Origin of the sequence: Bifidobacterium [indicum] DSM 20214 = LMG 11587, assembly GCF_000706765.1 — a bacterium.
GTDB classification, from domain to species: Bacteria; Actinomycetota; Actinomycetes; order Actinomycetales; family Bifidobacteriaceae; genus Bombiscardovia; species Bombiscardovia coryneformis.
Genome location: NZ_CP006018.1, coordinates 881965 through 907300 on the forward strand (window position 1 = coordinate 881965; position 25336 = coordinate 907300).

Sequence of the window (25336 nt, forward strand, 5' to 3'; positions counted from 1 at the left end):
AGAGCAGGCATGAAGCCGTCGCTTGAAGACAAAAACCGGACATATGGGGACCTGACCACCAAAGCCTACAGCGCTGATACGATCAGATCCCTGGAGGAACCCTTCCTGGAAGAAGGGGTGCCCTTGATGAGGATGGCCGCCGACTCCCTGACCACAGTGGCCCGGCTCATGATGAGTGAGGCGAAGATCGATCCTGATACCGCCCGGATAGTCCTTCTTGCGGGAGCCGGAAACAACGGGGGTGACGGACTGCTGGCATCGGCCGATTTGGCCAGGCGTGGAGCCGATGTGACCGTGATCGCCACCGGTCGCAGTCTCGATCGTGAAGGAGCGAGCGCACTACTCAGGGCAGGTGGGGTTGTCATGGCCTTGGACCCCCTGGCAACCATTCCGGACTGCGACATACCTGAGGGGGCCAGTCAGGCCGCGGACGCACTTGCAGAAGCCGTTGAGCTATGCCAGGATGCCGACCTAGTGATTGATGCCATGGCCGGCATCGGGCTCAGGGGCGCACTACATGGGATTCCAGCCGCCCTGGCCATCGAAATCGGAGAAGACGGAAGACTTCCCCATCGTCTCGTTCCTTCCGCCACATCGGACAGACGGACCCCACTTGTTTTGGCGGTCGATGCCCCTTCCGGTGTCGATATTGACGGGGGCACCCTGCCAGGGGCTTACATCCCCGCCGATGTGACCGTCACCATGGGCGCCCTTAAGCCATGCCTGATGCTCCCCCCTGCCGCATACATCTGTGGGCGCCTCGTTCTGGTGGATTTCGGGTTCAATACCTCGGCCCTGGCGCCGACCGTCGAGTGTATGACCAGCGGTACCTGTGCAAGCCTTCTCAGGGTTCCCCGGATCGATGACACCAAGTACAGTCGTGGGGTGGTGGGCCTCGTCACGGGTTCGGACCAGTACCACGGTGCAGCCCTGCTCTCCTCCACCGCAGCCGCCAATGCAAATGTGGGGATGATTCGTTACCATGGGCCCGACAGCGTTGGTCAGCTCATCCTCTCCTCCATACCAGAGGCCGTGCTGGGTACCGGACGGGTGGAATCCTGGGTTCTGGGCTCAGGTGTACCGTCTCAGGCGGCTCTGAACCAGATGGACGATGCCCCGGATTCGAACGGAGACGGGCAACGGGATTTGATCTCCTCCCTGCTGAACAGGCAGGCGCAGGATGAGGAGGAGGGCCATACGGGTACTGATCCGGCCATGGTCATCGACGCAGGTGCACTGGATCTCCTGCCCGACAGAATCGGCCCCTTGGGCATACTGACCCCCCACGCAGGAGAGATGGCATCCCTCCTCGGCGCCCGTGGCGAAGGCGTCGAATCTGAGGATGTCCTTGCTGCACCGGTCCAATGGGCCATCCGCGCCTGGGAACTGACCGGTGCCACAGTCCTGCTCAAAGGGGCGGTGACAGTGGTTGTCGGCGATGACGGGACCGGCCAGCCACGGGTCATGACCACCGGGTTCGGTCCGGCCTGGCTCTCGACCGCGGGCTCTGGCGATGTCCTGGCAGGAACCATCGGTGCCCTTCTGGCTCAGAATGCAGACCTTATTGAGGACGAGCCGGAAGCCGTAGTCGATCTCGTTGCAGCCGGAACCTACCTGCATGGGCTGGCCGGGGCCTTGGCTTCGGAATCCGGGCAAGCCGGTTGGGAGGCACCTCTGGTCTTCCAGCCAAGGCATCCCCAGGCTTTCATCGAACAAATCCAGGAAGAATCCAACGAGGGAAGCAGCCACGCCCACGGTCCTTTGGGTCACCCAATCCGTGCCTCGGAAATCGCCGAACATCTTCCCCAGGCTGTCGGCACGCTCCTGAGCGGGCATACCGCCCTGGATTCAGGATCGAACAGGGGTGACAACGACCAGGACAGGGAGTCCTCCCTCTTTTTCGAGCACAGCTCGCTCTGGTTCTGAGAACCGACGCACGGGAGTACGGGGCTTGGGTGTCAAGCCCCCAAGGAAAGGAACGGGTCCATGCACGCTGAGTTGATAGTGATGCGTCACGGAGAAAGCACCTGGACCCAGAAATCCGTCAACCGGTTCGCCGGTTGGGTCAACGTTCCACTGACGACCCGAGGTAGAGATCAGGCCGTGCAGGCGGGCAGACTCCTCAGTCAGGCCGGTCTCGCTCCCGATATGGTCTTCACGTCGCTCCTGTCCAGGGCCATTCTGACCTCTGATATAGTCCTGGATCTGACCGACCGCAGCTGGATACCCGTAGAGAGGACCTGGCGACTGAATGAGCGCCATTATGGGGCTTTCCAGGGTGAGACGCGACCGGCGATGCTGAAACGCTACGGCCAGGACCGTTTCAATGCCTACCGGCGCTCGTTTGATGTGCGGCCTCCTGACATCGACCCGGCTTCCCCTTACTTTCAGGAAGACGACCCGCGGTATGCTCCTGCCATGCAGGACCATCTGGACTCGCTCGTCCCGGCCGAAATCAGAGCCGAGTCTTTGAAGGACCTCCTGGCGCGGTTGCAACCATACTGGCAGGCACGAATCGCCCCGGTACTGAAAGAGGGACTCACGATTCTGATGGTCACCCATGGGTCGGTTGTCCGGGCCCTGATCAAGGTCCTGGAAGGTATCGGGGACAAGGACATAGCTTCCATCAATGTGCCTACAGGAGTACCCATGGTCTACGGGTTCACAACCGATGTCCACGGCAATCTCTGCGTGGAAGGAAGGGGACGGTACCTGGACCAGCAGGCGGCAACCAGGGGTATGGAGGAGATAGCCGCACTCGGACGGCACCTCTAGGCGAGACCGGTTACGGTTTTAGCCCCCTCCCGCCAGGGGCGCAACCCCACTCCACTTCCCCGGGAACCAGTCCGGCTGAACCGACTATCGCCTGTCTAGCTTGGCGTACCACGATGAAAGAAGGGTGGGCGTGAGCCGTAACGGGGCTGGTATAGATTGAAACCATGACACTGCTCCAGCTGCGATATATCGTGAAGATCGTCGAGTGCGGATCCATGAATGAGGCTTCGCATGAGCTGTATATCTCCCAGCCGGCCCTGAGTTCCTCGGTCAAGGAGCTGGAGAACGAATTGGGGATCGAGATATTCACCCGCCACTCCCAGGGAATCGCCCTGACCGTCGATGGTGCCGAATTTCTGACCTATGCCCGACAGATCCTGGACCAGACCGATCTTCTGGAGTCCCGCTACAAGCAGGTAACACCCCGCAAGCAGCTGTGCAGGGTCTCCACCCAGCACTACATGTTTGCAGTCGAGGCCTTTGTGGAGATGATCAACTCAATCGACTCCGAAGAGTATGAGTTCACCATCAGGGAGACGAGAACCAGGGATATCATAGACCAGGTTTCGACCCTGCAATCCGAAATCGGCATCATCTACCAATCAGGCTTCAACCAACAGGTACTTTCCAAGATGCTGCGCGAGAAACACCTGGACTTCCACCCTCTTTTCAGAGCCGACCTGCATGTCTTCCTCGCCAGAACGAATCCACTCGCCAGCCGCAAGATCCTAACCATGAAAGACCTGGAACCCTACCCCTTCCTGCAATATGAGCAAGGCGACGAGGGATCCTTCTATTTTGCAGAAGAGGCGGTTTGGCCCAGCTACTCCTCCAAGCAGATCACCGTAACCGACCGTGCCACGATGCTGAACTTCATCGTGGGACTCAACGCCTATACGGTCTGCACCGGTATCGACAATGAGGACCTGAACAACGAGAAGATCGTCAGTGTCCCCCTGCAGTCTGACGAATCCATGCTTCTGGGTTGGATAGTCAACAGCAGGACCAAGATATCCCATGCCGCAGAGCTCTACCTCGACAAGCTGAAGGAAGTGCTCTCCAATCATGGCTACTCCCTCATCGAGTAGGGGCACCACCCCTCCCAGTGGCAGAGACCATATCCTGAGCTGACGGGTATGCAAATCGAAGGGGCGTCCCATTTGAGGACGCCCCTTCGATTTGTCAACGATTCAGTAGCGATGGACGACACCGATCAGAACGGCAGTGCTATTCCCGTGGAACCTATGGAGGGCATGACACCCTGCATACCCACCTTGTCGTCATCAATCCCCAGGGATTTCAGCAGGGCCTTGTCGAGGTGCTGTAGGCCGCCGGAAGCCTTGCCTGCACCACTGATGTCCCAGAGACGGCCGTTGATCATGATGGTGGGTGTGGTGAATTCACCCTTGGCATCCTCAACGTCCGTGCGTGTGATGGTGTAATCGTTCACCTTCTGGACCCAGTCCTTGTAACGGCCTTCGGCAAACTGTGCGGCCACGGATTCGGGAACCCCCACCTTGACAGCCTGATTGGCAAGATCCTGGTCCGAGACCGGCTGGTAGTCCTCCTCGTCAGGCTGGAAGCCCTCTTCGAAGACGGCGGCCTCAAAATCGAGGAAGTGATTGGGATCCTGCTCGGCCACCGTGGCCAAGGCATTCCCAACCCGCGTTGAGTACTGGTCACTGGAGACCTTATCCAGGAAGTTGAGGAAGGTGTAGGTGACAGTGACCTGACCTGCCTTGACCATCTTCTCGAGCTCGGGGTCGATGACGCGTCCCACCTTGCCGCACCAGGGGCACATCGGGTCGACGAAGACATGGACTGATGGAGCATTGGGGGCCTTGGTGTTGATTCCTCCGGCCGATATGGTCAGTCCACCCTCTTTATCTGCAACAGATGGTTTGGCCTTGACCTCTTGGAGCTCCTTATAGGCCGTCTTGCTTCCGGTCGGCCCCTTGGCGACGGTCTCCCCGGATACCGTTGCCTGCGCATCCCTGCCAGCCTGGTCCTTGCCATGCCAGACATAGAGTCCGGCTGCAAGGATGACCAGGACCAGAACAAGGGCCACTGCTGAGATGATGATGCCACGGCGTCGCCCGGGGGGTACGGTCTCCTGCTGCCCTGGGTGTCCGTTCTGATCTGGTGTGCTCTGCTCTGTAGGGTTCATGTCCATGAGGTCCTTCTTGATGGGCCGGGACCACGCCCTGCGCGGTCAACCTGCACAGACCGCTGGTCGGCGGCCTGCATCGACTTGCTCCAATCTACACCAAATCAGGCTCCGTAGCGGTTCAGATAGTCATTCGCGTCCGAAGCCACCTGGTCGGTCAGGAAAGGCCTGCCCTGGTTGTCCTTCATGGCGCTCGCAGCCTGGAAAATCTGCTGCACATTGACAATGCTGAGCACGGGGAAGTGGAACTCCTCCATGATGGCCTCTACCGCTGAGCCCTTGCCCTGACCCGTTTTCTCCATCCGGTCCACTGAGAGGACCAGACCGACGATCTCCACTTTCGCCTGATCGAGTATCTTCGGCACCGCCTGACGGACTGCGGTCCCCGCAGTCATGACATCGTCGACCAGAAGAACCCTCATACCATCTTCGAGTTGGGTTCCCACCATGAGGCCGCCATCGCCATGGTCCTTGACCTCTTTCCGGTCGAACGTGTAGCCCAGGTGCATATCATGGGCACCTCCAAGTGCGATGGCCGTCGAGACGGCCAGGGGAATCCCCTTGTAGGCAGGCCCGAAGACCGTGTCGATATCGGCCGGGAGCGTTCCCGCCTTGACGGCATTGACTATGGTCCTTGCGTAAAACTCCCCCAGCAGGGCTATCTTTGGACCGTCATTGAAAGCACCGGCATTGATGAAGTAGGGAGAGCGCCTGCCTGACTTCAGCGTGAAGTCCCCGAACTTCAGTGCGCCACTTTCCAGGAGGAAGCGGGTGAAGCCTTGCCGAAGACCCTCCGTCTGTTCCGCAGGTATCTCGGTTGAGTCGATCCTGTTCATTTCCATGTCTTTCCTTTCGAGAGCAGATCAGCAAGTTCGGGTCGTGAGTCCAGGAGGTCGTCCAGTTCCCTGGCCACCCTGACGGGGGCGACCGGATCCAGGAGGGCGGCGGCGCCTACCTCAACGGCATTGGCACCCGCGTACAGAAACTCAAGGGCCTTCTCCCCTGAATCAATACCTCCTATGCCGATAATCGGAATATCGGGCAGGGCCTTGCGAACCCTCCAAACGAAACCGAGGGCTATGGGGAAGACGCAGGGGCCTGACACTCCCCCGGTCTCCTGGGCCAGGATGGGTTCACCTGTATCAATGTCGATACGCATGCCGACCAGGGTGTTGATCAGGCTCAGGGCATCTGCCCCACCCTCCACGCTGGCCTGGGCCACAGCCACGATGTCGGTGACATTCGGGGACAGTTTGACCACCATGGGCTTGTCGGTCATGGTGCGTAGGCGATGAATGAGCCGGTTCAGAGCTTCGGGATCGGTTCCCACAGACATGCCCCCATGGGAGACATTGGGGCAAGAGACGTTGATTTCCAACATGTCAGCAGGGGAATCGGCAAGGCGCTCCACCACCTGGGCATAATCATCATCACTGTGACCTGCCACGTTGGTGACCACCGTGGCCCCCAAGGCCTTGAGTCTGGGAAGCTCGTCGACCAGGTAGCGGTCCACGCCAGGATTCTGCAGTCCTACGGAGTTCACCATTCCAGCAGGGGTCTCCGCCGTCCTTGGAGAGGGGTTGCCCTCCCAGGGGACGGGCGAGACACCCTTGGTGCCGATGGCTCCCATGTCCGCCACATCATAGTAGTCCTGGCAGGCATCAAGATTGAAGGTGCCGGAGGCGGTGCCCACCGGATTCTTCCATGGCACACCTGCCACGACCGTGCCATGCTTCCAACGGTGAGGTTCCAGGGGGTCCATACCGGGGGTGATATCCCGGCCAGCAGACATCGCCTTATCTTCCTGCATGATACTTCCGTCATTCACTGCAATTTCGCCCATCAGTGCTTGCCGCCTTTCCAGAGCAGGTCATCCGCCTTGAAGACCGGCCCATCCTTGCAGACCTTGAGACGTCCATTTACGGTGTCCACGACACAGGCCACACAGGTGCCGTACCCGCAGCCCATCCTGGCTTCCATGCAGCACTGGGTGGGGATGGACCTCTTACCGGCCCAGGCGGCCACAGCCCCCATCATCGGGGTCGGGCCACAGGTCAGAATGATCGTGTCTTCAGGGTCCAGGGTCGGTTCAAGACCATCAAGCAGGGTGATGACATCGCCCTGCCCGTTGTCGATGGAACGCAGATCGTCCACCAGGGGATTCATGAACCTGTCGGCGAAGTGCGCGGACCGGTACCCGAGCAGGGCGGTTGATCGTGCACCACCCTGCTCCCGGAGGACCTGGGCGGCCCGTATCAGCGGAGGAACCCCCAGCCCTCCGCCAACGAGGATGTAATGGGCGCTTCCGGAAAGGTCAAACCCTTTGCCGAGAGGACCGAGCAGGTCGATGCAATCGCCGGGTCGGAGCTCTGAGAACTCGTGTGTTCCCCTGCCGACCACACCAAAGATGACCTCAATCTGGTTGCCGCCCAGGACCCTGCTGATTCCCAACGGACGGGGAAGGAGGGTCATCGAGTCGGTCGGGTAGAGATTGACGAAGGAACCCGGAAGGGCTTCCTGGGCAGCGAAGGGATCCTCGATGGTCATCCTCCAGACATCCTGGTCCAGAGCCTCCATCCCGGTGATTACGTCGGTACGTCGTCCAGGCCGGCGTCCGGCCCGGCGTGCACGGTCGATGACCGGTTCTGTGGTCGTAAAGACAGGCTGGCTCATCTACTCTCCTTCAGTGCTCGATTCAGGTCGTCCCTCATGGTCTGTGCCGCGGTCTTTGCTGCCTGGCTCACCAGGTGCAGGGCGGCCGGAAGACTCATGGCCGGCGTGAAGGACGGGTCTTTCTTCCAGGCGGCGATGATGCCCCGTGATGAGTTGACGATGGCACCACTCCCGCGAGCATCAAACATGGGCACCACGTCGTCCGCCGCACCTCCCTGGGCGCCGTACCCGGGGACCAGGAAGAAGGTGTGCGGCATGGCCTTGCGTAGGGTGGCCCCTGCCTCGGGATGGGTCGCCCCGACCACTGCCCCCAGTCGGGAGTATCCGTGGTCACCTCGCAGTGATGCCCCCCACTCCTCAACCAGGTCCCCCACCTGCTCGAAGAGCATCCTGTCCTCACCTCGGTCGTGTCTGACCCGAAGCTCCTGTATCTGGCTGGACGAGGGATTTGAGGTCCGTACGAGGACAAAGATATCGCCATCGGTCTCGTCTGCCGCTTTACTGAAGGGGTCCACCCCGTCGTTGCCGAGGTATGGATTGATCGTGATGGCGTCCTCGTACCAGGGGAAGCCAAGGCCTTGGGTGGTGCCGGTTCCATAGCCAGGCTTGGTTTCGCCCCCTTGTTCGGTTTCCCGCAAGGCCAGGGGCATTCCCGAAAGGTGGGCGGCGTAGGCCGAGGCAGTGGAACCGATATCGCCTCGCTTGACGTCGCCGATAACGTACAGCCCCCGGTCGGCGGCAGCCTTGCAGGTGCTGGTGTAGGCCTTGATGCCGGATGGACCAAGGGCCTCATACATGGCGATCTGGGGTTTGACGGCAGGGACCAGGTCGGCTACTCCGTCAAGGATGGCCAGGTTGAACTTCAGATAGGCCTGGGCAAGATGATGGGCCCAGATCGCCTGGACCTGGTCATTCGACCAGGTGTCATCAAGGAAGCCGGCTGAAGTCAGGCTTTCCCTGGTTTCCTTTCGGGCCTGGTCTATGAGTTGCGGGGGCAGAAGCTCCGGGCGGGGATCCAGACCCACCACGGTCGGATTCCCCTTCTCCTGGATGAGTCCTATCAGCCTATCCATGCTTGTCTCCCTTCCTTGGACCCCTTGACCTGCCCGGATGTAAGGCGGGAGAAGACCAGGCGGGAGTCCTTTATGGTGGCAAGAACCCTTCCCCTGACCTCCCAGCCCTGGAAGGGGGTGTTGCTCGCCTTGGAATGGAAGTCGCCCGCATCCACGGTCCACTCCCCGGCCGGATCCAGAACGACCAATCCTGCACCCTCGGATTTGGTCAGGTCCAGAAGGTTCCTGTCCTGGGCCATATCCTCAATATCGGTGATTGCGGTACCGAGCAGCTCGGCCGGAGCCAGACTCATCAGTTCAACCAGTCGTTGGTGGGAGATGACACCTGATTCGACCAGTGCCTGGTTGCAGATGGCATAGGCCGTTTCCAGGCCTATGATTCCGTTTGGTGCCTTGACCAGCCCGCCTGCCTTTTCGCTGACGGTATGGGGGGCGTGGTCGGTGGCAATCATGTCGACGGTACCGTCGGCAACGGCTTCAAGTGTGGATTCCCTGTCGCTCCGGGATCTGAGCGGAGGGTTCATCTTGGCCATGGCGCCAAGCTCCAGCACGTCCTCGTCGCAGAGGGCCAGGTAATGGGGGGCCGTCTCGCAGGTGACCGGCAACCCCTCCTCCTTGGCGCGGCGAATGGCTTGGAAAGCCGCGGCTGTACTGACATGCTGGAGGTGGACCCTGGTGCCTGTCCTTCGGGCAAGCTCGATGTCTCGTTGGACTATATCCAACTCAGTCGAGGCAGGTACGCCAGCGACGCCGAGACGGCGGCTGACTTCGCCTTCATTGATGAAACCCGATTCGTGGTGCTCGCAGTGGTCCAGGATGGGCAGACCGGTATCGCGCGCAATTCTGGCCACATCGTCCAGGGTCCGGTCGGTCACTGCCGAGCCGTCGTCACTGATGGCCAGCACAGGGTGGGCAACAGCTCCAGGACGGCTCCCATGAGGCTCCCTTGACGGCAGGTGAACCCGCCAGTCATCAGGATTGGACGGTTCTTGCCCGGCCCGGTCCTTGGAGGCTGCCACGCAGAGCGCATAATGGACCGGCAGGGACCTACCAAGCTTCTCTTCGTAGTCCTGGAGGTACTCGATGACCGTACGCCCGTCATCCATCCGGGCCTGGCCGTCCATGGCGGGTTCCGTGTTCGGCAGGATCAGAACCTGGCCATACCCTCCCGCAGCCGCCGCCGTACAGCCGGTGACCATGTCCTCCTTATCGACCTGCCCGGGATCGCGGAAGTGCACGTGGGGATCCTGGAAGGCGGGAGCCAGCACCATACCCGACATGTCGACAGTGCTGGTTGCCGCAGACTCCGACCCGGCCAGGGCTCCGGTCTCGTCGATCAGCTCCGTGGCGGCGGCCGTGTCTACAACCAGGTCGACACGGCGACCTGTCCGCCATAATCGAAGCCCCTGGAAACGTATCCTCATGCCCTGACTCCTTCGGTCTTCAGAGTTCTGCCTTCTCGTCGCAGTAGTCACAGCGGTAGATTCCTGAATCATCCAGGTGGAAACGCTGATCAACCCCGCGCTCCACGGATGTGACGCATCGTGGATTGACACAGGTGATGACATTGACCAGATGCTTGGGTCTATCCGGCTTGTGCTTGCTGACTATGCGCCCCTCACGAACCAGATCGACCGTGGCCTGGGGGGCTATGAAGCCCAAGGCCGTCAGATCCAGGTCATCGGTCTGCTCGATCTTGATGATGTCCTTGCGCCCATACTTGCGGCTGTCCGTGTTCATGATCAGGGCAAGCCGCGTACTGGCGGGGTCCACGTGCAGATAGTGCAGGACCTTCAGGGCCGTGCCAGCCTGTACATGGTCGATGATGGCTCCGTCAACGATGCTGGTGACCTTCATGCTTCCACCTCCATCTTCGTTTCGTAACCGGGCAGTTCATCGCCCAGAAGGGCGCTTTCCAAGGCCATTCTGACCAGCATCCCGTTGCGCACCTGTTCAAAGTAGGCCGCGCGTGGGTCTTTATCCACGTCGGTAGTGATCTCGTTGACCCTGGGCAGGGGGTGGAGGATGGCCATGTCCGACTTGGCGGACCTCAGCTTCGCCTCGTCGAGGATGTAGGTGTCGCGCAGACGCAGGTAGTCGTCCTCATTGAAGAAGCGCTCCTTCTGGACCCTGGTCATGTACAGAATATCCAGGTCGCCGATGGCCCCACCCAAATCACTGGTTTCACGATACGTGCAGGTCGGGGAGGCGTCTATGCGTTCCAGGACGTATTCCGGGGTTCTGAGCTCATCTGGGCTGATCAGAACGAAGTCCACGTGGCCCCACCTGCAGAGGGTGGATATCAGGGAATGGACGGTGCGACCGAAGGTGAGATCACCGCACATGCCGATGGTCAGATGGGTCAGCCGCCCCTTTCGGGCACGAATGGTCGCCAAGTCGGTCAGGGTCTGGGTGGGGTGCATGTGCCCTCCGTCGCCGGCATTGATGATCGGGACGGAAGCCGCGCGGGAAGCCACCAGGGCCGCGCCCTCCTTGGGGTGCCTCATGGCCACGATATCGGCGTAGTTGGAGACTGTTTTCAGGGTATCGCTGATGGATTCGCCCTTGGATACACTGGCCAGCTGAGCTCCGGCGAACCCGATGACCTGCCCGCCCAGGCGAAGCATGGCGGTCTCGAAACTCAACCGCGTTCTGGTGCTGGGTTCGTAGAACAGGGTGGCCAAGACCCGTCCGTCGCAGGTATGGGCCACCTCGCGCCGGTGTGAGTCGATATACGCAGCCCGATCCAGAAGATCCTCGATGCGAGGCAGGGGGATGTCATCAAGGGTGACGACGCTGCGACCTTTCAGGGTCGGAGCCGAACCTGAATCGGGAAAAACGGAATCTGTGAAGGGGGATTCCCCCGAATGATCATCAAACTGTTCAGACAAAGGCTCACCTTTCTCAGGTGGCCACCTCGCGTGACCTGAACAATCATAATCCGCCCCGGGGACCTCCGCGACGTCAGTTTCCGTAAAAGAGTCGTTCCATGACCTCCCGGCAACGGCGCATGGCGGCCAGGAGTTCGTTGGCGAACTGCTGCCCTCGGTGGGCCGGATAGCCTAGGTACACGGCGATACCGCCAAGTATGAAACCGTCATCCGGAAGAATGTCGGCCTGGTTGACCCGTCCCGTCCATAGGAAGTTCCCGTTTCTGGCAGCTGTGCACAAGTTCCAGCTGGTTCTCAGGACCTCGGCATCATCGTGGTCGATCAGACTCTGAGCCTCCAGACAATCCAGGGCGGGCATGGTGGCTGTGACCCTGAGCTTCGGACAGTCGTGGGCGTGACGGAGCTGGAGGAGCTGGACCGTCCACTCGACATCGGAGAGTCCTCCCCTGCCGAGTTTCAGGTGCCGGTCGCGCCTTACCCCCCTCGGCAGTCTCTCGGCCTCCATCCGCGCCTTGAGCCTGCGTATCTCCCCCACCTGTTCCTCGCTCAGAAGTTGATTCGGATATCGTAGGGGGTCTGCAACCGTGTCCAGGAATTCCCGCGCGAGGTCCTGGTCTCCGGCGGCGAACCTGGCTCTGATCAGGGCCTGATGCTCCCAGGTCGATGACCAGGACCGGTAATACTCGCGGTAGGAGTCCAATGATCTGACCAGAGGGCCGTTTCGCCCCTCAGGCCGTAGATCCAGATCCAGGTCAATCTTCGGCTCCAGGGTGAGGGATCCGCCCAGGACCGAACGGAGGTCGGTCACCACATCCCGCGCAAAGTTGCCGGCCTTCTGGTCGTCGGCACCCTGTACCGGACGGTAGATCAGCATGGCATCGGCATCCGAGTTGAAGTTCACATCACGGCCGCCGTATCGTCCCATGGCGATTACGGACAGGACGGCGGGTGCAGAATCCTGCCTGGCCTCATGGAGACGATTATCCACCGACCAATCCAGAGCTGCTCCGATGGCGGCATCGTAAACGTCCGCCATACCTGTCAGGCATCTCCCCTGATTGTTGACCCCGCTCATCCACCCCAGGCCGATACGTTCGATTTCGTGACGACGCATGGCTCGAATCGCCGAAGCGAAGGCCTCTGCCTGATCTGCGTGACGGACCCGGTAGGAATGACCCCGGTCGTCAAGATTCTCCCGGCTTCTGGGCTGCAGGTCTTCATCCCTGCCCAGCCAGGTGACGGACTGGACCGACTTGGACAGGGCGCCGGAGAGGTACCTTGAATTCGAGAGGACATGGCAAAGCCTGCGGGCCGCCGAGGTCGAGTCCCTGAGAAAACCCAGATAGGTGCTCTTACCGCCGAAGTGCTCCTCCAAGGTTCTCCATCCCAGTAGTCCCATATCGGGATCCTGCCCCTCCCCCAGCCAGTTCAGGACGGCAGGCATGAGAATCCGGTTGATCCGGGCCGACCGGGATACACCACTGGTCAAGGCCTCGATGTGACGAATGGCCGCGTCTGGATCGGTGAACCCTATGGATGCAAACCTCTCCCTGGCGGCATCCGGTCGCAGACTGACCTCATCCTCATCCACCTGGGCGTTGATGGGGAGCATTGGACGGAAGTAGATGGCCTGGTGGAGCTGGCGGACCTGGATTCTGGTGGCCTCGTACCTGTCGAGCATCTGGTCGGCATGGAGGCCGAAGGCCCTGGCAAGTCGCCGCAAATCCGGGTTCCCCTCAAGGTCGCTGAGACTGGGGCGCTGACGGTGCTTGGATGATCCCTGGTGAATGTCGGGGAAGAGGTGCGTTCGACGGAGTTGCCACATCTGCAGGCGATGCTCCATGACGCGTTCGAACCGGTAATCGCCGTCCAGGGCCTCCCCGTGCTTTTGGGAGATGTACCCCCCTTTGGACAAGGCGGACAAGGCTTGGATGGTTGAGGAGACGCGCAGGGTCTCATCACTGGGCCCGTGCACCAATTGGAGCATCTGGACGGTGAATTCGACATCCCGCAGGCCACCCTGACCGAGTTTGATCTCCCTCTCCCTGAGCTTTTCGGGTATGTTCTGCTCAACCCTCGCTCTCATGGCCTGACAGTCATAGACGAAGTTCCTGCGCTGCGAGGCCTTCCAGACGAATTCCCGGGCCATCTCGGCGTAGGCCGACCCCAACTCGGCATCCCCTGCCACGGGGCGGGCCTTGAGCAGTGCTTGGAACTCCCAGCTCTCGGCCCAGGATCGGTAGTAATCGGCATGGGCCTCCAGCCGGCGGACGAGAGGGCCGTCCTTCCCCTCGGGTCTCAAGGCGGTGTCGACCTTCCAAAGCGGAGGCTCCAGGGTGCCCGGGATGATGGACTGGCATATCTTCTGGAGAAGGATGGCGATTTTGGTACCTATGGAGGTCAGGTCATGGTCGGATACCTCTCCCGCGGGTTCCACCACATAAATAAGGTCGACGTCGGAAACATAGTTCAGCTCCCCGGCGCCCAGCTTTCCCATGCCGATGACAGTGAAGCGGCACTTGTCGGAAGATGGTACCTGACCTTCGGCAATGGCCAGGGCCCCCTCCAGAGTCGCCTCGGCCAGATCGGACAGAGCTCGGCTGATATCCGGCTGCACCTTCTCAGGCTCCTCTGCAGCCAGGTCTCTTGCCATAATCGCAGCAAGCTGCAACCGGTACTGCGCACGTAGGGTATCGACCTGGCGAGCCAGGACTTCCTGGCCCGACAATCCCATGCTTGCCTGACTAAGGGCATCGGAAATGAGGGCCTTCCTCGTCTGGAGGGGACAATCACCTGACCGACAGGGGCCACAGGCCACGGCTTCAACCAGAGATGGACGGGAGCGCATCAGTCTTCCCATGGCCTCGGAGGCTCCGAGAACCCGGATAAGTGACTTGATTGCCGAGCCGTCCCGATCGTTCCCTTCCTGGAGGAAGTCGGGCAGACCGCTGGAGGTGTACTGGTCGAGGACCATGACCAGGGAGGAGAGGGCCGCATCCGGATCGCAGGCCGACTCCAGTGAACCAATTGCGGTTTGCTTGATGTATGGGTCAAGACCAATCCGGTCCAGGCGGTCCAAATCCGTCCTGGCACGGTCCAGGTCCTGCAATCCAAGCCGTATCAGATCCGAGGCCTTGAACTGTGTTGCTCCTCCGTCCGCCATACCGCCACCCCCGTCCTTCATCCGTACCCGTATCCTATCGGCATTATATAGATGGAGCGTGCCCGGACATAGGTTGAAGCAGGGTACTCATTCCTCCGGGTTTGCTTGGTCCTGCCCGTTCTCATCGACGGTCCCGCTGGCCGCCTTCCGGCCCTCCTTCCAGGCACAGGTTCCACAGTATGCCGTCACCACCGTCAGGCAGAGCGAGAACACAATGGTGGACCAGCTCAGCAGACTTCCGTCCCGCGATGCCTCCGCCAGCGACTGGATCAGCCAAAGGGCGCAGGCCACGGCAGTAAGCCCGTACATCCTTGAGCGGGCCTTGTCATTGATCTTCATATGAAACTCCTCTGTGGATACCAAGATGGGAACCTATGGGCCGGCCCCGGGCACCCGTCTTTGCAAACGGGACCCGGGGCCAGTACATGGAGGCCCTTGGCGCCGGTCAGCTCTTGCGACGCTTGGACATGACGTCGATGGCGACGGCCAGAAGCAGCACCAGACCCTTGATGGTCTTGACGATTGCCGTATCAACACCCATGATCGACAGGCCCTGGTTGATGACACCCATCACGAAAGCACCCACCACGGCGCCGGGGATGGTGCCGATACCACCGGTAACGGCCGTTCCACCGATGAAGCAGGAGGCAATGGCGTCCATCTCGAACTCCATACCTGCCTGGGCAGTTGCAGATGCCAGACGGGAGAGCATGCAGATAGCGGCTACAGCAGACAGGAAGCCCATGTGGACAAAGAGGGTGAAGTCAACCCGCTTGGCGTTGATGCCCGAAAGCACAGCGGCCTTTCGGTTGCCACCCACTGCATAGACATGACGACCGAAGACCGTCCTGGTCAGGATGAAGTTGTAGATCAGGACCAGGACAGCAACGATGACCAGCATGATGGGTGTCCCTCCCTGGGTCTCGTTTCCGGAAGAGGCCAGGAGGTAGGTCACGAAAACGATGACGACGGAGGCAACCAGGATCTTGCCGATCATCAGCCCCTTCGACTCGGGAACCAGGCCCACAGCCAGGGTCTTGCGGCGCTTGGATATCTGCGACCAGGAATAGGCGAGGATGCAGAGCAGACCGAGAACGATGGTAAGACCGTCGAAAGGCCCCCACCATCCCAGGATATTGGGGAGGTAGTCGCGGGCGATTCCCCTGAACTCTAGGGAGGTGATGGGAACGGACTCACCGACGATGACCGTGGCCAGACCGCGGAAGATCAACATGCCGGCCAGGGTGGTGATGAATCCGGGGATGCCGACCACGGCAACCCAGAAGCCCTGCCAAACCCCGATAAGCAGACCGACCACCAGGGAGAGGAGGATGGCCAGCATCCAGTTGACTCCCATGTGCTCCATGAGAATGGCGCATACACCGCCTATGAAGGCCACCAATGAACCCACAGAGAGGTCGATGTGGGTGGCGATGATGACCATCACCATGCCGATGGCCAGGATGATCACATAGGCGTTCTGCTGAATCAGCGAAACGAAGCTGTTGGGTTTGAGAAGGACCCCCTTGGTCAGGATTTCGAATACGACCACGATGACGACAAGGGCGCCGACTATTCCATACTGGCGGGCGTTGCTGGCCAGGGAGGCCAGCATCCCCTCGCCCGGTGCATTCTCTTCGATCTGGTTTGAGGTCCTGTTCTGAGTGGTTGGCGAGCTCATCGCGTCACTGCTCCCTTCTTATCCTGTGTCATGCCCTTCATCAGATACTCCTGAGAGAAGTCACAACGGTCTACGTTGTCGGTTATCACTCCCTGGCTGACCGTGTATATCCGGTCGCAGATGCCGATGAGCTCGGGGAGCTCGGAGGAGATGACGATGACGGCCTTTCCCTGGTCGACCAGTTTGTCGATGATTTCGTAGATTTCGTACTTGGCACCGACATCGATGCCTCGTGTGGGTTCGTCCAGGATGAGCACATCGGGGTCGGATATGACCCACTTGGCCAGCATGACCTTCTGCTGATTGCCGCCGGACAGGGTTGATACCGGAACATCGATGTTGCTGCATTTGATGTTGAAGTCCCTGCGGTACTCCTCCACCTCGCCGCGTTCGACGTTCTCGTTCATAACGCCGTACCGGCTCAGCTTCTTCAGGGATGCCATGGAGGCGTTCTCCCTGATGTTCTGCAGAAGGTTGAGTCCATAGACCTTCCGGTCTTCGGTGGCATAGGCCAGGCCTGAATCGATGGCGGCCTGGACGCTGTGCAGATGGACCTCCTGACCGTGCATTTCGATGGTTCCGCTGATGTGACTGCCGTAGGAGCGACCGAAGATGCTTCGCGCCATCTCTGTCCTGCCGGCTCCCATGAGTCCGGCCAAGCCGACGATCTCGCCCTTATGGACCACCAGATTGGCGTGGTCCACGATGACCCTGGAGGGATCCAAGGGGTGGTGGACTGTCCAATCCTTGATTCTGAAGACCTCATCCCCGATCCTGGGCTCATGGTCCGGATACAGATTGGTCAGTTCCCTTCCCACCATCTTCTGAATCAGCAGGTCCTGATCCAACGGGTTCTCAGGAGTAATCTCCATGGAACCGACTGTTGACCCGTCGCGGATGATGGTGACCCCGTCAGCTATCTGCGCAACCTCCCCCAGTTTGTGGGTTATGAGGATGCTGGTGACCCCCTGGTCATCCCTCAGTTGCCTGACCAGGTTGAGCAGGTGGTCCGAATCCTCGTCGTTGAGCGCGGCTGTTGGCTCGTCCAGAATCAACAGCCGGACGTTCTTCGACAGGGCCTTGGCTATCTCGACCAGCTGCTGCTTGCCGACACCAAGATCCATGATTCTGGTGTCAGGATTCTCGTCCAGCCCCACCTTGGCAAGGAGCCTGGCCGCCTTAGCCCGGGTCTGGTTCCAGTCCATCACTCCGCTTTTCGCCTGCTCGTTGCCCATGAAGATGTTCTCGGCAATCGAAAGGAAGGGACTCAGTGCCAACTCCTGGTGGATGATGACGATACCGTCGGCCTCGGAGTCATTGATGGTGCGGTACCTGCACCCCTTTCCGTCGAACTCGATCCCCCCCTTGTAGCTTCCATAGGGATACACACCCGAAAGCACATTCATCAGTGTGGACTTGCCGGCTCCGTTTTCACCACATATGGCATGAATCTCGCCCTTGCGCACCTCCATGGTGACATCCGACAAGGCCGTGACCGGACCGAACGTCTTGGTGATGTTCTTCATTCGTAAGATGATGTCCTGTTGGGACATGACTGCTACCTCCTGTCCGTACCGGGGTCCTTCCCAGCAGGGAAGGACCCACGATGACGGACCTACCGGTGAAACTACTTGGTCAGCTGATCGAATCTGTCCTGGGTCAGGTAATTGGCCTTGACCAGATCCGTCAGGTTCTCCTTGGTGATTCCCTTGGGATCAAGCAGCTTGGAAGGCACCTCGATGGTGTTGTTGTTGAACTTGCCGTTCAGCCCCGAGACCTTCTTGCCCTCGGCAAGCTCGATGATCATGTCGTACACGGCATCGGCCAGTTTGTTGACGTCCTTGAAGACCGTCTGACCCTGGAGACCCTTGGAGATGTTCGCGACCGAAATCTCCATCGCATCCTGTCCGGTGATCTTGGGCCAGTTCGGAGAATTGGGCTGCATGTCTGGACGCTTGGACTGGATGGCGTTGATTACGCCCTGGCTGATGCCGTCGTAGGGGCTGAGCACCGCATCCAGCTTCTCGCCATGGGCATATGTGGAGTCCAGGATGGATTCCATATCCTTCTGCGCCTGTTCCGTCTTCCAGGACTGGACCGAGATCTTCTGCCAATCGGACAGCTTGAAGTCCTTGTTCACGCCGCCACCATGCTGGGAGGGACTGACCAGAACGCCCGACTTGAAGTAAGGCTGGAGGAGATCCCAGGCACCCTTGAAGAAGTACTTGGCATTGTTGTCATCAGGCGATCCGGTAAAGAGCTCAACGTTGAAGGGACCCTTGGCTCCGGACTCCAGACCCAGTTGGTCGATCAGCCATTGCGCTTCCAGTACGCCTGTGCGCTCCAGCTGGAAGGTGGCATAGTAGTCCACCGCCTTGGTGTTCATGATCAGCCGGTCATAGGCGATGACCTTGGCACCCGCATCCTTGGCCTTCTCGACAGCCGGCCCCACTGCGGTTCCGTCCTTTGAGGCCACCACCACTATCTTGGCACCCTTGTTGACCATGTTCTCGATATCGGCATTCTGCTGGGCCGGCTTGTCGTCCGCAAAGGAGAGCACGACCTTGTACCCGGCCTTCTCCAGCTTTGATTTCAGGTTGTTGCCATCCTTGTTCCATCGCTCCTCGGACTTGGTGGGCATCGAAACGCCGATCGTCGCTCCCTTCCCCACGGCTTCGGAACCGCTGCCATTATCCCCCGAGCGGGAACCGCCACAGGCACCCAGGCCAGCCAGCATGGCCAGACCGACCGCTGCCGCCAGAGTACGTTTCATCATTTTCATGGAGACTCCTTCTTCTTTGAATGCGCTGTGGGCCGCTGTGCCCACCAGCCTCGATGATGAGGTTCAGGAGTCAGCATACATCCTTGTGTTCAAAACATCAATTCAAGAATTGCTATAAATCTGTTTTGCATTATCTATATGAACTTAAAGTATCGTCTCGGCTCTTACATCGCTCATAGGAGTGCTCCGTTTGCGCCGGACGGTGTGGATTGCCAAGCATGTGCCGAGGACTGGGGGTCTTGGCTACACTTGAGCTTTATGGCACATCGATTGTTCGGCTCCCAGACCTCCTTGCGTGAGGCCAATCGCGCCCTGCTTCTGGACACCATTCGGAGATTCGGTGCCATGACCCAGATTGAACTCGCCGAGAACACAGGACTCTCGACGGCCACCATTTCGAACCTGGTTCGGCAAATGGGTGAGCAGCACCTTCTAGAGACCTCTTCAACGACCCGAAACGGCCGTAGGGCAACCCTGGTCATGCTGGCGCGGCAGAAGGGACTCGGTGTCGGGCTCTATATCGGGCGTCACGAGATGCGCCTGGAACTGGTCGATGCGTCGCACACCATCCTGGCCGAGCACAATCTCGCCCTTCCCCACAATCACAAGCCCGACACGACGCTGGAGCGGGCCATGATCCTGATCAAGGAAACGCTGACTTCCATCGGTGCCGGCATGGATGAGCTGGTGGGGCTGGATATAGCCTTGGGAGCACCAGTGGACTGCCGCACACATCAGCTTGCCATTCCGGGCATCCTCAAGGGATGGGACAACCAGGATCTCATAGGCACCTTCCGTGAGGCGTTCAACGTGCCCGTCAGCGTTGACAACGATGCCAACTACGCGGCCTTGGCAGAACTACGAATGGGAATTGCAGCGGGAAAACGCCATTTCGTCTATGTCCACGCCAATGATGGAGTCGGTGCAGGAATCATCATCAACGGTGAACCTTGGCGCGGCACCACGGGGCTGGCTGGTGAAATCGGCCATGTTCAGGTCGATCCGCTCGGCGACATCTGCATCTGCGGCAACAGGGGATGCCTGAACACCGTGGTTGACGAGAGCAGGTTGGTTTCCCTCCTGAGCGTGACCCACGGCACCATGACCCTGGAAGACCTGGTGTCCAGCGTCAACCAGGGGGACCCGGGCTGTCGGCGTATCGTTGCCGATGCCGCCATCCGCATAGGCAACGTGGTCGCCGACCTGTGCAACGCAGTGGATCCCCAAGTTGTCGTGCTTGGCGGCATACTCGGAACCACCGGCTCGGTCTTCCTGGACCCACTGCAGGAGACCTTGCAACGCATGCTCTTCCCCGATGCCATGGTGCCTATGGAAGTCCTGCCTGCCCGATACCCGATTACCGGCCCTGCGCTGGGTGCGGCTATGATGGCAGTCGACAAGGTCAACGAACACATCGCTGTGTCCTCGCAATCCGCAGGTCAAACGTCATAGAGGAGGTGACCGATTTGAGTGACGTCACGCCATTGATGGAGATGAGTGACATCTCAGTCAAATTCGGATTCGTTCATGCTCTTAAACAGGTGAGTCTCAGTGTGCGGCATCGCGAGGTGCTGGCCGTCGTAGGCGATAATGGTGCAGGCAAGTCGACCCTGATCAAGATCATGTCGGGATTGCTCCACCCAGATTCAGGCACCATGAAATGGCAGGGCGAAGCGGTTACCTTGCCCTCCATCCGGGCGGCCGCACAGCTGGGCGTGGCTGCGGTCTTCCAGGGACAGAGTTTCTGCGACAACCTTGATGTGTCAGCCAATCTCTTCCTGGGCAAGGAGCTGCGCGACAATCACCTTCGCAGGGACGACGAGACCATGCAGGAGAGGACGCGCCAGGTCCTCCAATCCCTCTCGTCCGCCATTCGGGTGGGTCAGCCCATGGCTTCGCTTTCCATGGGGCAGAAGCAGACCGTTTCCATCGCCAGGACCCTGCTGGACAACCCGCAGTTGATACTGCTTGACGAGCCCACCTCCGCGCTCTCGGTCATGCAGACCGCCGAGGTCCTCAACTACATCAAACGAATGAGGGCCGAGGGGCAGAGCATCGTCATGGTCTGCCACGACCTGCCAGATGTCTTCGCCGTGGCCGACAGAATCGCCGTCATGCGCCAGGGGCGTCTCGTCGGCGTACTCGAAACCGCAAAAACGTCATATGAGACGGTTGTCGCACTGATATCCGGCATCGACCCGGAAACCGTCATGAATGAAACCGAGAGAATCGATGCCTTGACCGACGCACAGGCCCGTGCCCACGCCCTCAGGGGTACACGGGCGATATGCCTGGACCAGATCTGAAAGGTGGCAAAATTGCCGTCAACAGACTATGTCATCATCATCGGGGCCGGAATCCTGGCTCTTCTGGATGGATTTTTCCTCGGTCTTATGCCCATGAACAGCGAACGCTTGACCCCCAGTCAGCGCACCTGGTCCCAGGTGGCATCGTTGATTGGCATCGGCCTGGTAGTGGTGCTCATCCTCATCGGGCAGGATACTGCCTCCTGGGCGGCCATCGCAGCCATGATAGCCGGAATCATCATTGGCATCGTTCCACCAGTCAAGACGGTTATGCAGACCAGGTTCACCTGGTTGCAACCTGAGGTGGAATCCGACCGGGCGGCAGCCGGCAAGAAGCAATCCCATGGGAAGCAAACCGGAGACAAGTCCTCCCCTGCCGGGAAATCAAAAAAGAAAAGCTGAGCACCGTCCCGACATGGGAGGGCATCATCGTTCAACCCGGCGATAAGGTCCTTCGCCACCGTCAGAGACTCAGCATCGATGACGATGCCTGGCGGACCTTGAACAGGTGACGGACATTGTGCCAGATGCGACGAGTGACACCGGCCTGGTTCATGGAATACAGGTGGATGCCGTCCACCCCTTGGGAGACCAGGTCGGCAATCTGTTGAGATGCATAGATGATTCCCGCCTCCCGCAGACTCGTCCGGTCATCGCCCCATCTGTCCAGGATGGTATTCACCGCCGGAGGGATGCTCGCTGCACAGACCTCGCTCATATGGCGAACCTGACTGGCATTGGTGATGGGCATGATGCCTGCCTCGATGGGCACGTCGATCCCCGTCCCCCTGGCCCTGCCCAGGAAGTCGGTGAAGTAATCGTTGTCGTAGAAGAGCTGCGATATCAAATGGGAGGCACCCGCATCGACCTTGATCTTCAGATTGTCCAAATCCGCCTGGGGTGATGCCGCCTCTGGATGGGTTTCCGGATAGCAGGCACCGAAGATGGTCATATCAGGGCGCTTGGCATGGATATAGGCCACCAGGTCGCTGGCATGATCGAAGACCCCCGCAGGGGTCCTCCCCTCCACACTGTCCCCGCGCAGAGGAAGAACCGCTGCCACACCGGCCCTGTCGAACATATCCAGGGCCTGGTCAACAATCTCCTTGTCGGCGTACTGGGCCGTAAGGTGAGCCACGGAGGGAATGCCGTACTCGGTATGAATGGTGCGGGCGATCCTTGCTGTGGCTGTACGGTCGGATTGCTTGCCCGTGCCGTAGGTTACGGATATGAAATCAGGCATGAGCCCCTCAAGACCATCCAAGGTATCGTAGATGGTCCCCACCGGCGCATCGCGCTTCGGAGGAAACACTTCCAGCGAGAATATGGGCTCATGCATGATGAATCATCCCTGCTTCCGTCGGCGGACAGGCCACCGGCCGCCATTGTTACCGTTGTGACGACGACAGTTCTTCCCTGACCAGCTTGGCCGCAGCGACCATATGTTCCAGACTGGGCCAGGTCTCTTCATTGCCTCGGGTCTTGAGCCCGCAGTCGGGATTGATCCAGACCTTTCGGGCATCCAGCTTGTCAAGGATGGCATGTATCCGCTCGACGATCTCCTCCTCGGAGGGGATGCGGGGCGAGTGAATATCATAGACACCCGGTCCTGCTTCTGTCTCGAAGTGAGCCTCCTGGATGGCATCAAGAACAGTCAGATCAGACCTGGAAGCCTCGAAGGAGATGACGTCAGCATCCATGGCGTCAATATCCTTGATGATGTCGTTGAATTCGGAGTAGCACATATGGGTGTGAATCTGGGTTGTCGGCTTTACGGCCGAATGAACCAGTCGGAAGGCGGGAACCGCCCAGTCCAGATACCCCGTGTGCCAGTCGGAGCGCCTCAGGGGCAGTTTTTCGCGAAGCGCGGCCTCGTCTATCTGGATGACCTTGATACCCGCAGCCTCCAGGTCAAGCACCTCGTCGCGGATGGCCAGGGCCAGTTGCCGCGTCTGCTCCTCATGGGTGATGTCCTCACGGGGCCAGGACCAGTTCAATATCGTGACGGGCCCCGTCAGCATGCCCTTGACCACGTGCTTGGTACGTGACTGGGCATAGGAACTCCACCGTACGGTGATGGGCCTGGCGCGGGAGACGTCACCCCATACTATGGGGGGCTTGACGCAACGCGTACCATACGACTGCACCCAGGCGTTCTTGGTGAAGAGGTATCCATTCAGGTTCTGCCCGAAGTACTCGACCATGTCATTGCGCTCGAACTCGCCATGCACCAGGACATCCAGGCCGATCCGCTCCTGGTGGTCGATGACCTGGTCGATCTGCGAGGCGATGAACCCGTCGTACTCCTCCTGGCTGATTTCCTTTTTGCGCAGTCTGGCGCGGTAAGACCTCACCTCGGCGGTCTGGGGGAAGGATCCGATTGTCGTGGTCGGCAGATCAGGGAGACCGAGTTCTTCGGCCTGAATCCGCTGACGCTCCGCCCGGGCAGGTTGACGGACAAAGTCCTGCTCGTCCAGGGCATCAAGGCGGTTGGAGACCGCCTGGTCCCTCTCCACCCTGGTACCGTCGAAGAGGCGCTGGTTATCGGCCAGAACGCGGGAATCCTTCTTTTCTTCGTCATCGACTGCCGCAAGGATGGCCAGGTCATGCAGCTCATCCAGCTTCTCCACGGCAAAGGCGAAATGGGGACGGACCGTCTTGGCGTCTAGCCCCTCCTCATTCCTTACCGTAAAGGGAACATGCAGGAGGGATGAGGCGGTGGAGACGACCACATCCGAAGTGACCTGACGGACCGCATCGAGGATACCCAGACTGACCGCATAGTTGTTTCGCCAGATGTTGCGCCCGTTGACCAGACCGGCGAAGACAGTGGTCCCCTGCTTGACCCCGTGCTCCTTAAGAGCCGCCAGATTTTCGTCACGTCCCTCGACCAGGTCCAGACCGATACCGTCGAATCCCAGCTCATTGATACAGGCCAGACAGTCCCCCACATGGCCGAAGTATGTCTGCAGAAGTATCCTGACATACCCTTCGCCGCCTTGCCTGGCAGGAAGAATGGCCCGGTACAGGTTTCGGAAGAGGTCCAGGTCGCCGTCCTCCTTGTCAAGAACCAGGTAGGGCTCATCAAGCTGAACCCAGTCGGCGCCAAGGTCGGCAAAACGACGGATGATGTCGGCATAGGCCTTGGACAAGGCCGATACTAGATCCTGTCCAGGTTCGATTCTCTCCCCCTCGGGACCACGTGCCAGCTTGAGGAAGGTGTAGGGACCGATCACCACAGGCTTCGTGGCGATCCCCTGGTCCTTCGCCTCTTGATATTCGTCGAACGGCTTCGAACCCGCAAGCTCCACATGCGTATCGGCATCGATTTCAGGAACCAGGTAATGGTAGTTGGTCGTAAACCACTTTTTCATGGGCAGGGCGGTCACATCGCCTTGATCACCCTGATAGCCACGGCCCATGGCAAAGAGCGTATCCTCAGGGCCAAGACCCAGAGCGGCGTAACGGCGGGGCACCACATTGAGCAGGATGGCTGTGTCCAGCATCTGGTCGTAGTAACTGAAGTCATTGCTGGGAATCAGGTCTATGCCTGCTTCCTTCTGAAGATTCCAGTGCTCGGAACGCAGTGAACGGGCCGTTTCCCTGACACTGTCCAGGTCCAGCTTTCCCTTCCAGTAGCCCTCGATGGCCTTCTTGAGCTCCCGCTGTGCTCCGATGCGCGGGAAACCGATCACGGATGTGCTGGTTGACATGAAACCTCCCCATTGGTGGTGATATCTCAGGTCAGGTTAACAGCGCCGGTCAGGACCAGGTAATCGGTGGGGGTAAGGTGTCGTTATAAATTCAATTGATACCCATTCGAAT

At 59.7% G+C, this 25336-nt stretch carries 21 protein-coding genes; 6 read left to right on the forward strand and 15 right to left on the reverse strand.

Annotated features, from left to right (window positions below; all coding sequences use genetic code 11):
* Positions 1-9 precede the first annotated feature (9 nt).
* The 3 genes from BINDI_RS03410 (at position 10) to BINDI_RS03420 (ending at position 3863) form a co-directional block, all read left to right on the forward strand.
* Complete coding sequence (locus BINDI_RS03410; RefSeq protein ID WP_033490104.1) at positions 10-1926, forward strand: bifunctional ADP-dependent NAD(P)H-hydrate dehydratase/NAD(P)H-hydrate epimerase; 1917 nt, start codon at positions 10-12, stop codon at positions 1924-1926.
* Positions 1927-1986: 60 nt separating this feature from the next.
* A complete protein-coding gene (locus BINDI_RS03415) occupies positions 1987-2775 on the forward strand; it encodes a 2,3-bisphosphoglycerate-dependent phosphoglycerate mutase (protein WP_033490105.1) in 789 nt (262 codons plus the stop codon).
* 164 nt (positions 2776-2939) lie between these two features.
* Entirely contained in the window at positions 2940-3863 is a 924-nt protein-coding gene (locus BINDI_RS03420) for a LysR family transcriptional regulator (protein ID WP_033490106.1), read from the forward strand.
* Positions 3864-3988: 125 nt separating this feature from the next.
* Here the strand turns inward: BINDI_RS03420 and BINDI_RS03425 are convergent, their stop codons facing one another.
* The 13 genes from BINDI_RS03425 to BINDI_RS03485 all read right to left on the reverse strand — a co-directional run bounded on the left by BINDI_RS03425 (position 3989) and on the right by BINDI_RS03485 (position 19205).
* The gene (locus tag BINDI_RS03425; protein ID WP_158332591.1) at positions 3989-4942 is read right to left on the reverse strand and encodes a DsbA family protein; all 954 of its coding nucleotides are present in this window, start codon (positions 4940-4942) and stop codon (positions 3989-3991) included.
* A 104-nt stretch (positions 4943-5046) separates the two neighbouring features.
* Positions 5047-5778 carry an orotate phosphoribosyltransferase gene (pyrE, locus tag BINDI_RS03430; RefSeq protein ID WP_052108917.1) on the reverse strand — a complete coding sequence of 244 codons (732 nt, stop codon included), beginning with the start codon at positions 5776-5778 and terminating at the stop codon, positions 5047-5049.
* Positions 5775-6734, reverse strand: a complete 960-nt coding sequence (locus BINDI_RS03435; RefSeq protein ID WP_045921793.1) for a dihydroorotate dehydrogenase — start codon at positions 6732-6734, stop codon at positions 5775-5777. Before BINDI_RS03435 ends, pyrE begins: the two co-directional genes overlap by 4 nt.
* Before the next feature lie 50 nt (positions 6735-6784).
* Positions 6785-7615 (reverse strand): dihydroorotate dehydrogenase electron transfer subunit, encoded by an 831-nt coding sequence (locus BINDI_RS03440; protein WP_033490108.1) that lies wholly within the window; start codon positions 7613-7615, stop codon positions 6785-6787.
* Complete coding sequence (gene pyrF / locus BINDI_RS03445; protein ID WP_033490109.1) at positions 7612-8688, reverse strand: orotidine-5'-phosphate decarboxylase; 1077 nt, start codon at positions 8686-8688, stop codon at positions 7612-7614. The genes BINDI_RS03440 and pyrF overlap by 4 nt, the downstream gene beginning before the upstream one ends.
* Positions 8676-10112 (reverse strand): dihydroorotase, encoded by a 1437-nt coding sequence (locus tag BINDI_RS03450; RefSeq protein WP_052108749.1) that lies wholly within the window; start codon positions 10110-10112, stop codon positions 8676-8678. The genes pyrF and BINDI_RS03450 overlap by 13 nt, the downstream gene beginning before the upstream one ends.
* Positions 10113-10131: 19 nt before the next feature.
* Positions 10132-10545 (reverse strand): aspartate carbamoyltransferase regulatory subunit, encoded by a 414-nt coding sequence (locus BINDI_RS03455; RefSeq protein ID WP_033490111.1) that lies wholly within the window; start codon positions 10543-10545, stop codon positions 10132-10134.
* Positions 10542-11498 (reverse strand): aspartate carbamoyltransferase, encoded by a 957-nt coding sequence (pyrB, locus tag BINDI_RS03460; RefSeq protein ID WP_033490874.1) that lies wholly within the window; start codon positions 11496-11498, stop codon positions 10542-10544. The genes BINDI_RS03455 and pyrB overlap by 4 nt, the downstream gene beginning before the upstream one ends.
* Before the next feature lie 154 nt (positions 11499-11652).
* On the reverse strand, positions 11653-14763 hold the full coding sequence (locus tag BINDI_RS03465) for a bifunctional [glutamine synthetase] adenylyltransferase/[glutamine synthetase]-adenylyl-L-tyrosine phosphorylase (protein ID WP_237742918.1): 3111 nt from the start codon (positions 14761-14763) through the stop codon (positions 11653-11655).
* 66 nt (positions 14764-14829) lie between these two features.
* Positions 14830-15081 carry a hypothetical protein gene (locus BINDI_RS03470; protein WP_052108750.1) on the reverse strand — a complete coding sequence of 84 codons (252 nt, stop codon included), beginning with the start codon at positions 15079-15081 and terminating at the stop codon, positions 14830-14832.
* A gap of 106 nt (positions 15082-15187) precedes the next feature.
* Entirely contained in the window at positions 15188-16357 is a 1170-nt protein-coding gene (mmsB, locus tag BINDI_RS03475) for a multiple monosaccharide ABC transporter permease (RefSeq protein ID WP_231570946.1), read from the reverse strand.
* Positions 16358-16419: 62 nt separating this feature from the next.
* Positions 16420-17976 (reverse strand): ATP-binding cassette domain-containing protein, encoded by a 1557-nt coding sequence (locus tag BINDI_RS03480; protein WP_033490115.1) that lies wholly within the window; start codon positions 17974-17976, stop codon positions 16420-16422.
* 74 nt (positions 17977-18050) lie between these two features.
* Positions 18051-19205, reverse strand: coding sequence for a substrate-binding domain-containing protein (locus BINDI_RS03485; protein ID WP_033490116.1), 1155 nt, complete (start codon positions 19203-19205; stop codon positions 18051-18053).
* Between the two features lie 258 nt (positions 19206-19463).
* Here BINDI_RS03485 and BINDI_RS03490 point away from each other — a divergent pair, with 258 nt between their 5' ends.
* The 3 genes from BINDI_RS03490 to BINDI_RS03500 are packed head-to-tail and all read left to right on the forward strand — an operon-like array spanning position 19464 to position 21913.
* Positions 19464-20657, forward strand: a complete 1194-nt coding sequence (locus tag BINDI_RS03490; RefSeq protein WP_052108751.1) for an ROK family transcriptional regulator — start codon at positions 19464-19466, stop codon at positions 20655-20657.
* 35 nt (positions 20658-20692) lie between these two features.
* Positions 20693-21511, forward strand: coding sequence for an ATP-binding cassette domain-containing protein (locus BINDI_RS03495; RefSeq protein WP_033490117.1), 819 nt, complete (start codon positions 20693-20695; stop codon positions 21509-21511).
* 12 nt (positions 21512-21523) lie between these two features.
* Positions 21524-21913, forward strand: a complete 390-nt coding sequence (locus tag BINDI_RS03500) for a hypothetical protein (protein ID WP_033490118.1) — start codon at positions 21524-21526, stop codon at positions 21911-21913.
* A 61-nt stretch (positions 21914-21974) separates the two neighbouring features.
* Here BINDI_RS03500 and metF read toward each other — a convergent pair whose 3' ends face one another.
* Both metF and metE read right to left on the reverse strand, forming a co-directional pair.
* Complete coding sequence (metF, locus tag BINDI_RS03505; RefSeq protein ID WP_033490119.1) at positions 21975-22850, reverse strand: methylenetetrahydrofolate reductase [NAD(P)H]; 876 nt, start codon at positions 22848-22850, stop codon at positions 21975-21977.
* Positions 22851-22899: 49 nt separating this feature from the next.
* A complete protein-coding gene (gene metE / locus BINDI_RS03510; protein WP_033490120.1) occupies positions 22900-25224 on the reverse strand; it encodes a 5-methyltetrahydropteroyltriglutamate--homocysteine S-methyltransferase in 2325 nt (774 codons plus the stop codon).
* Positions 25225-25336: the final 112 nt, after the last annotated feature.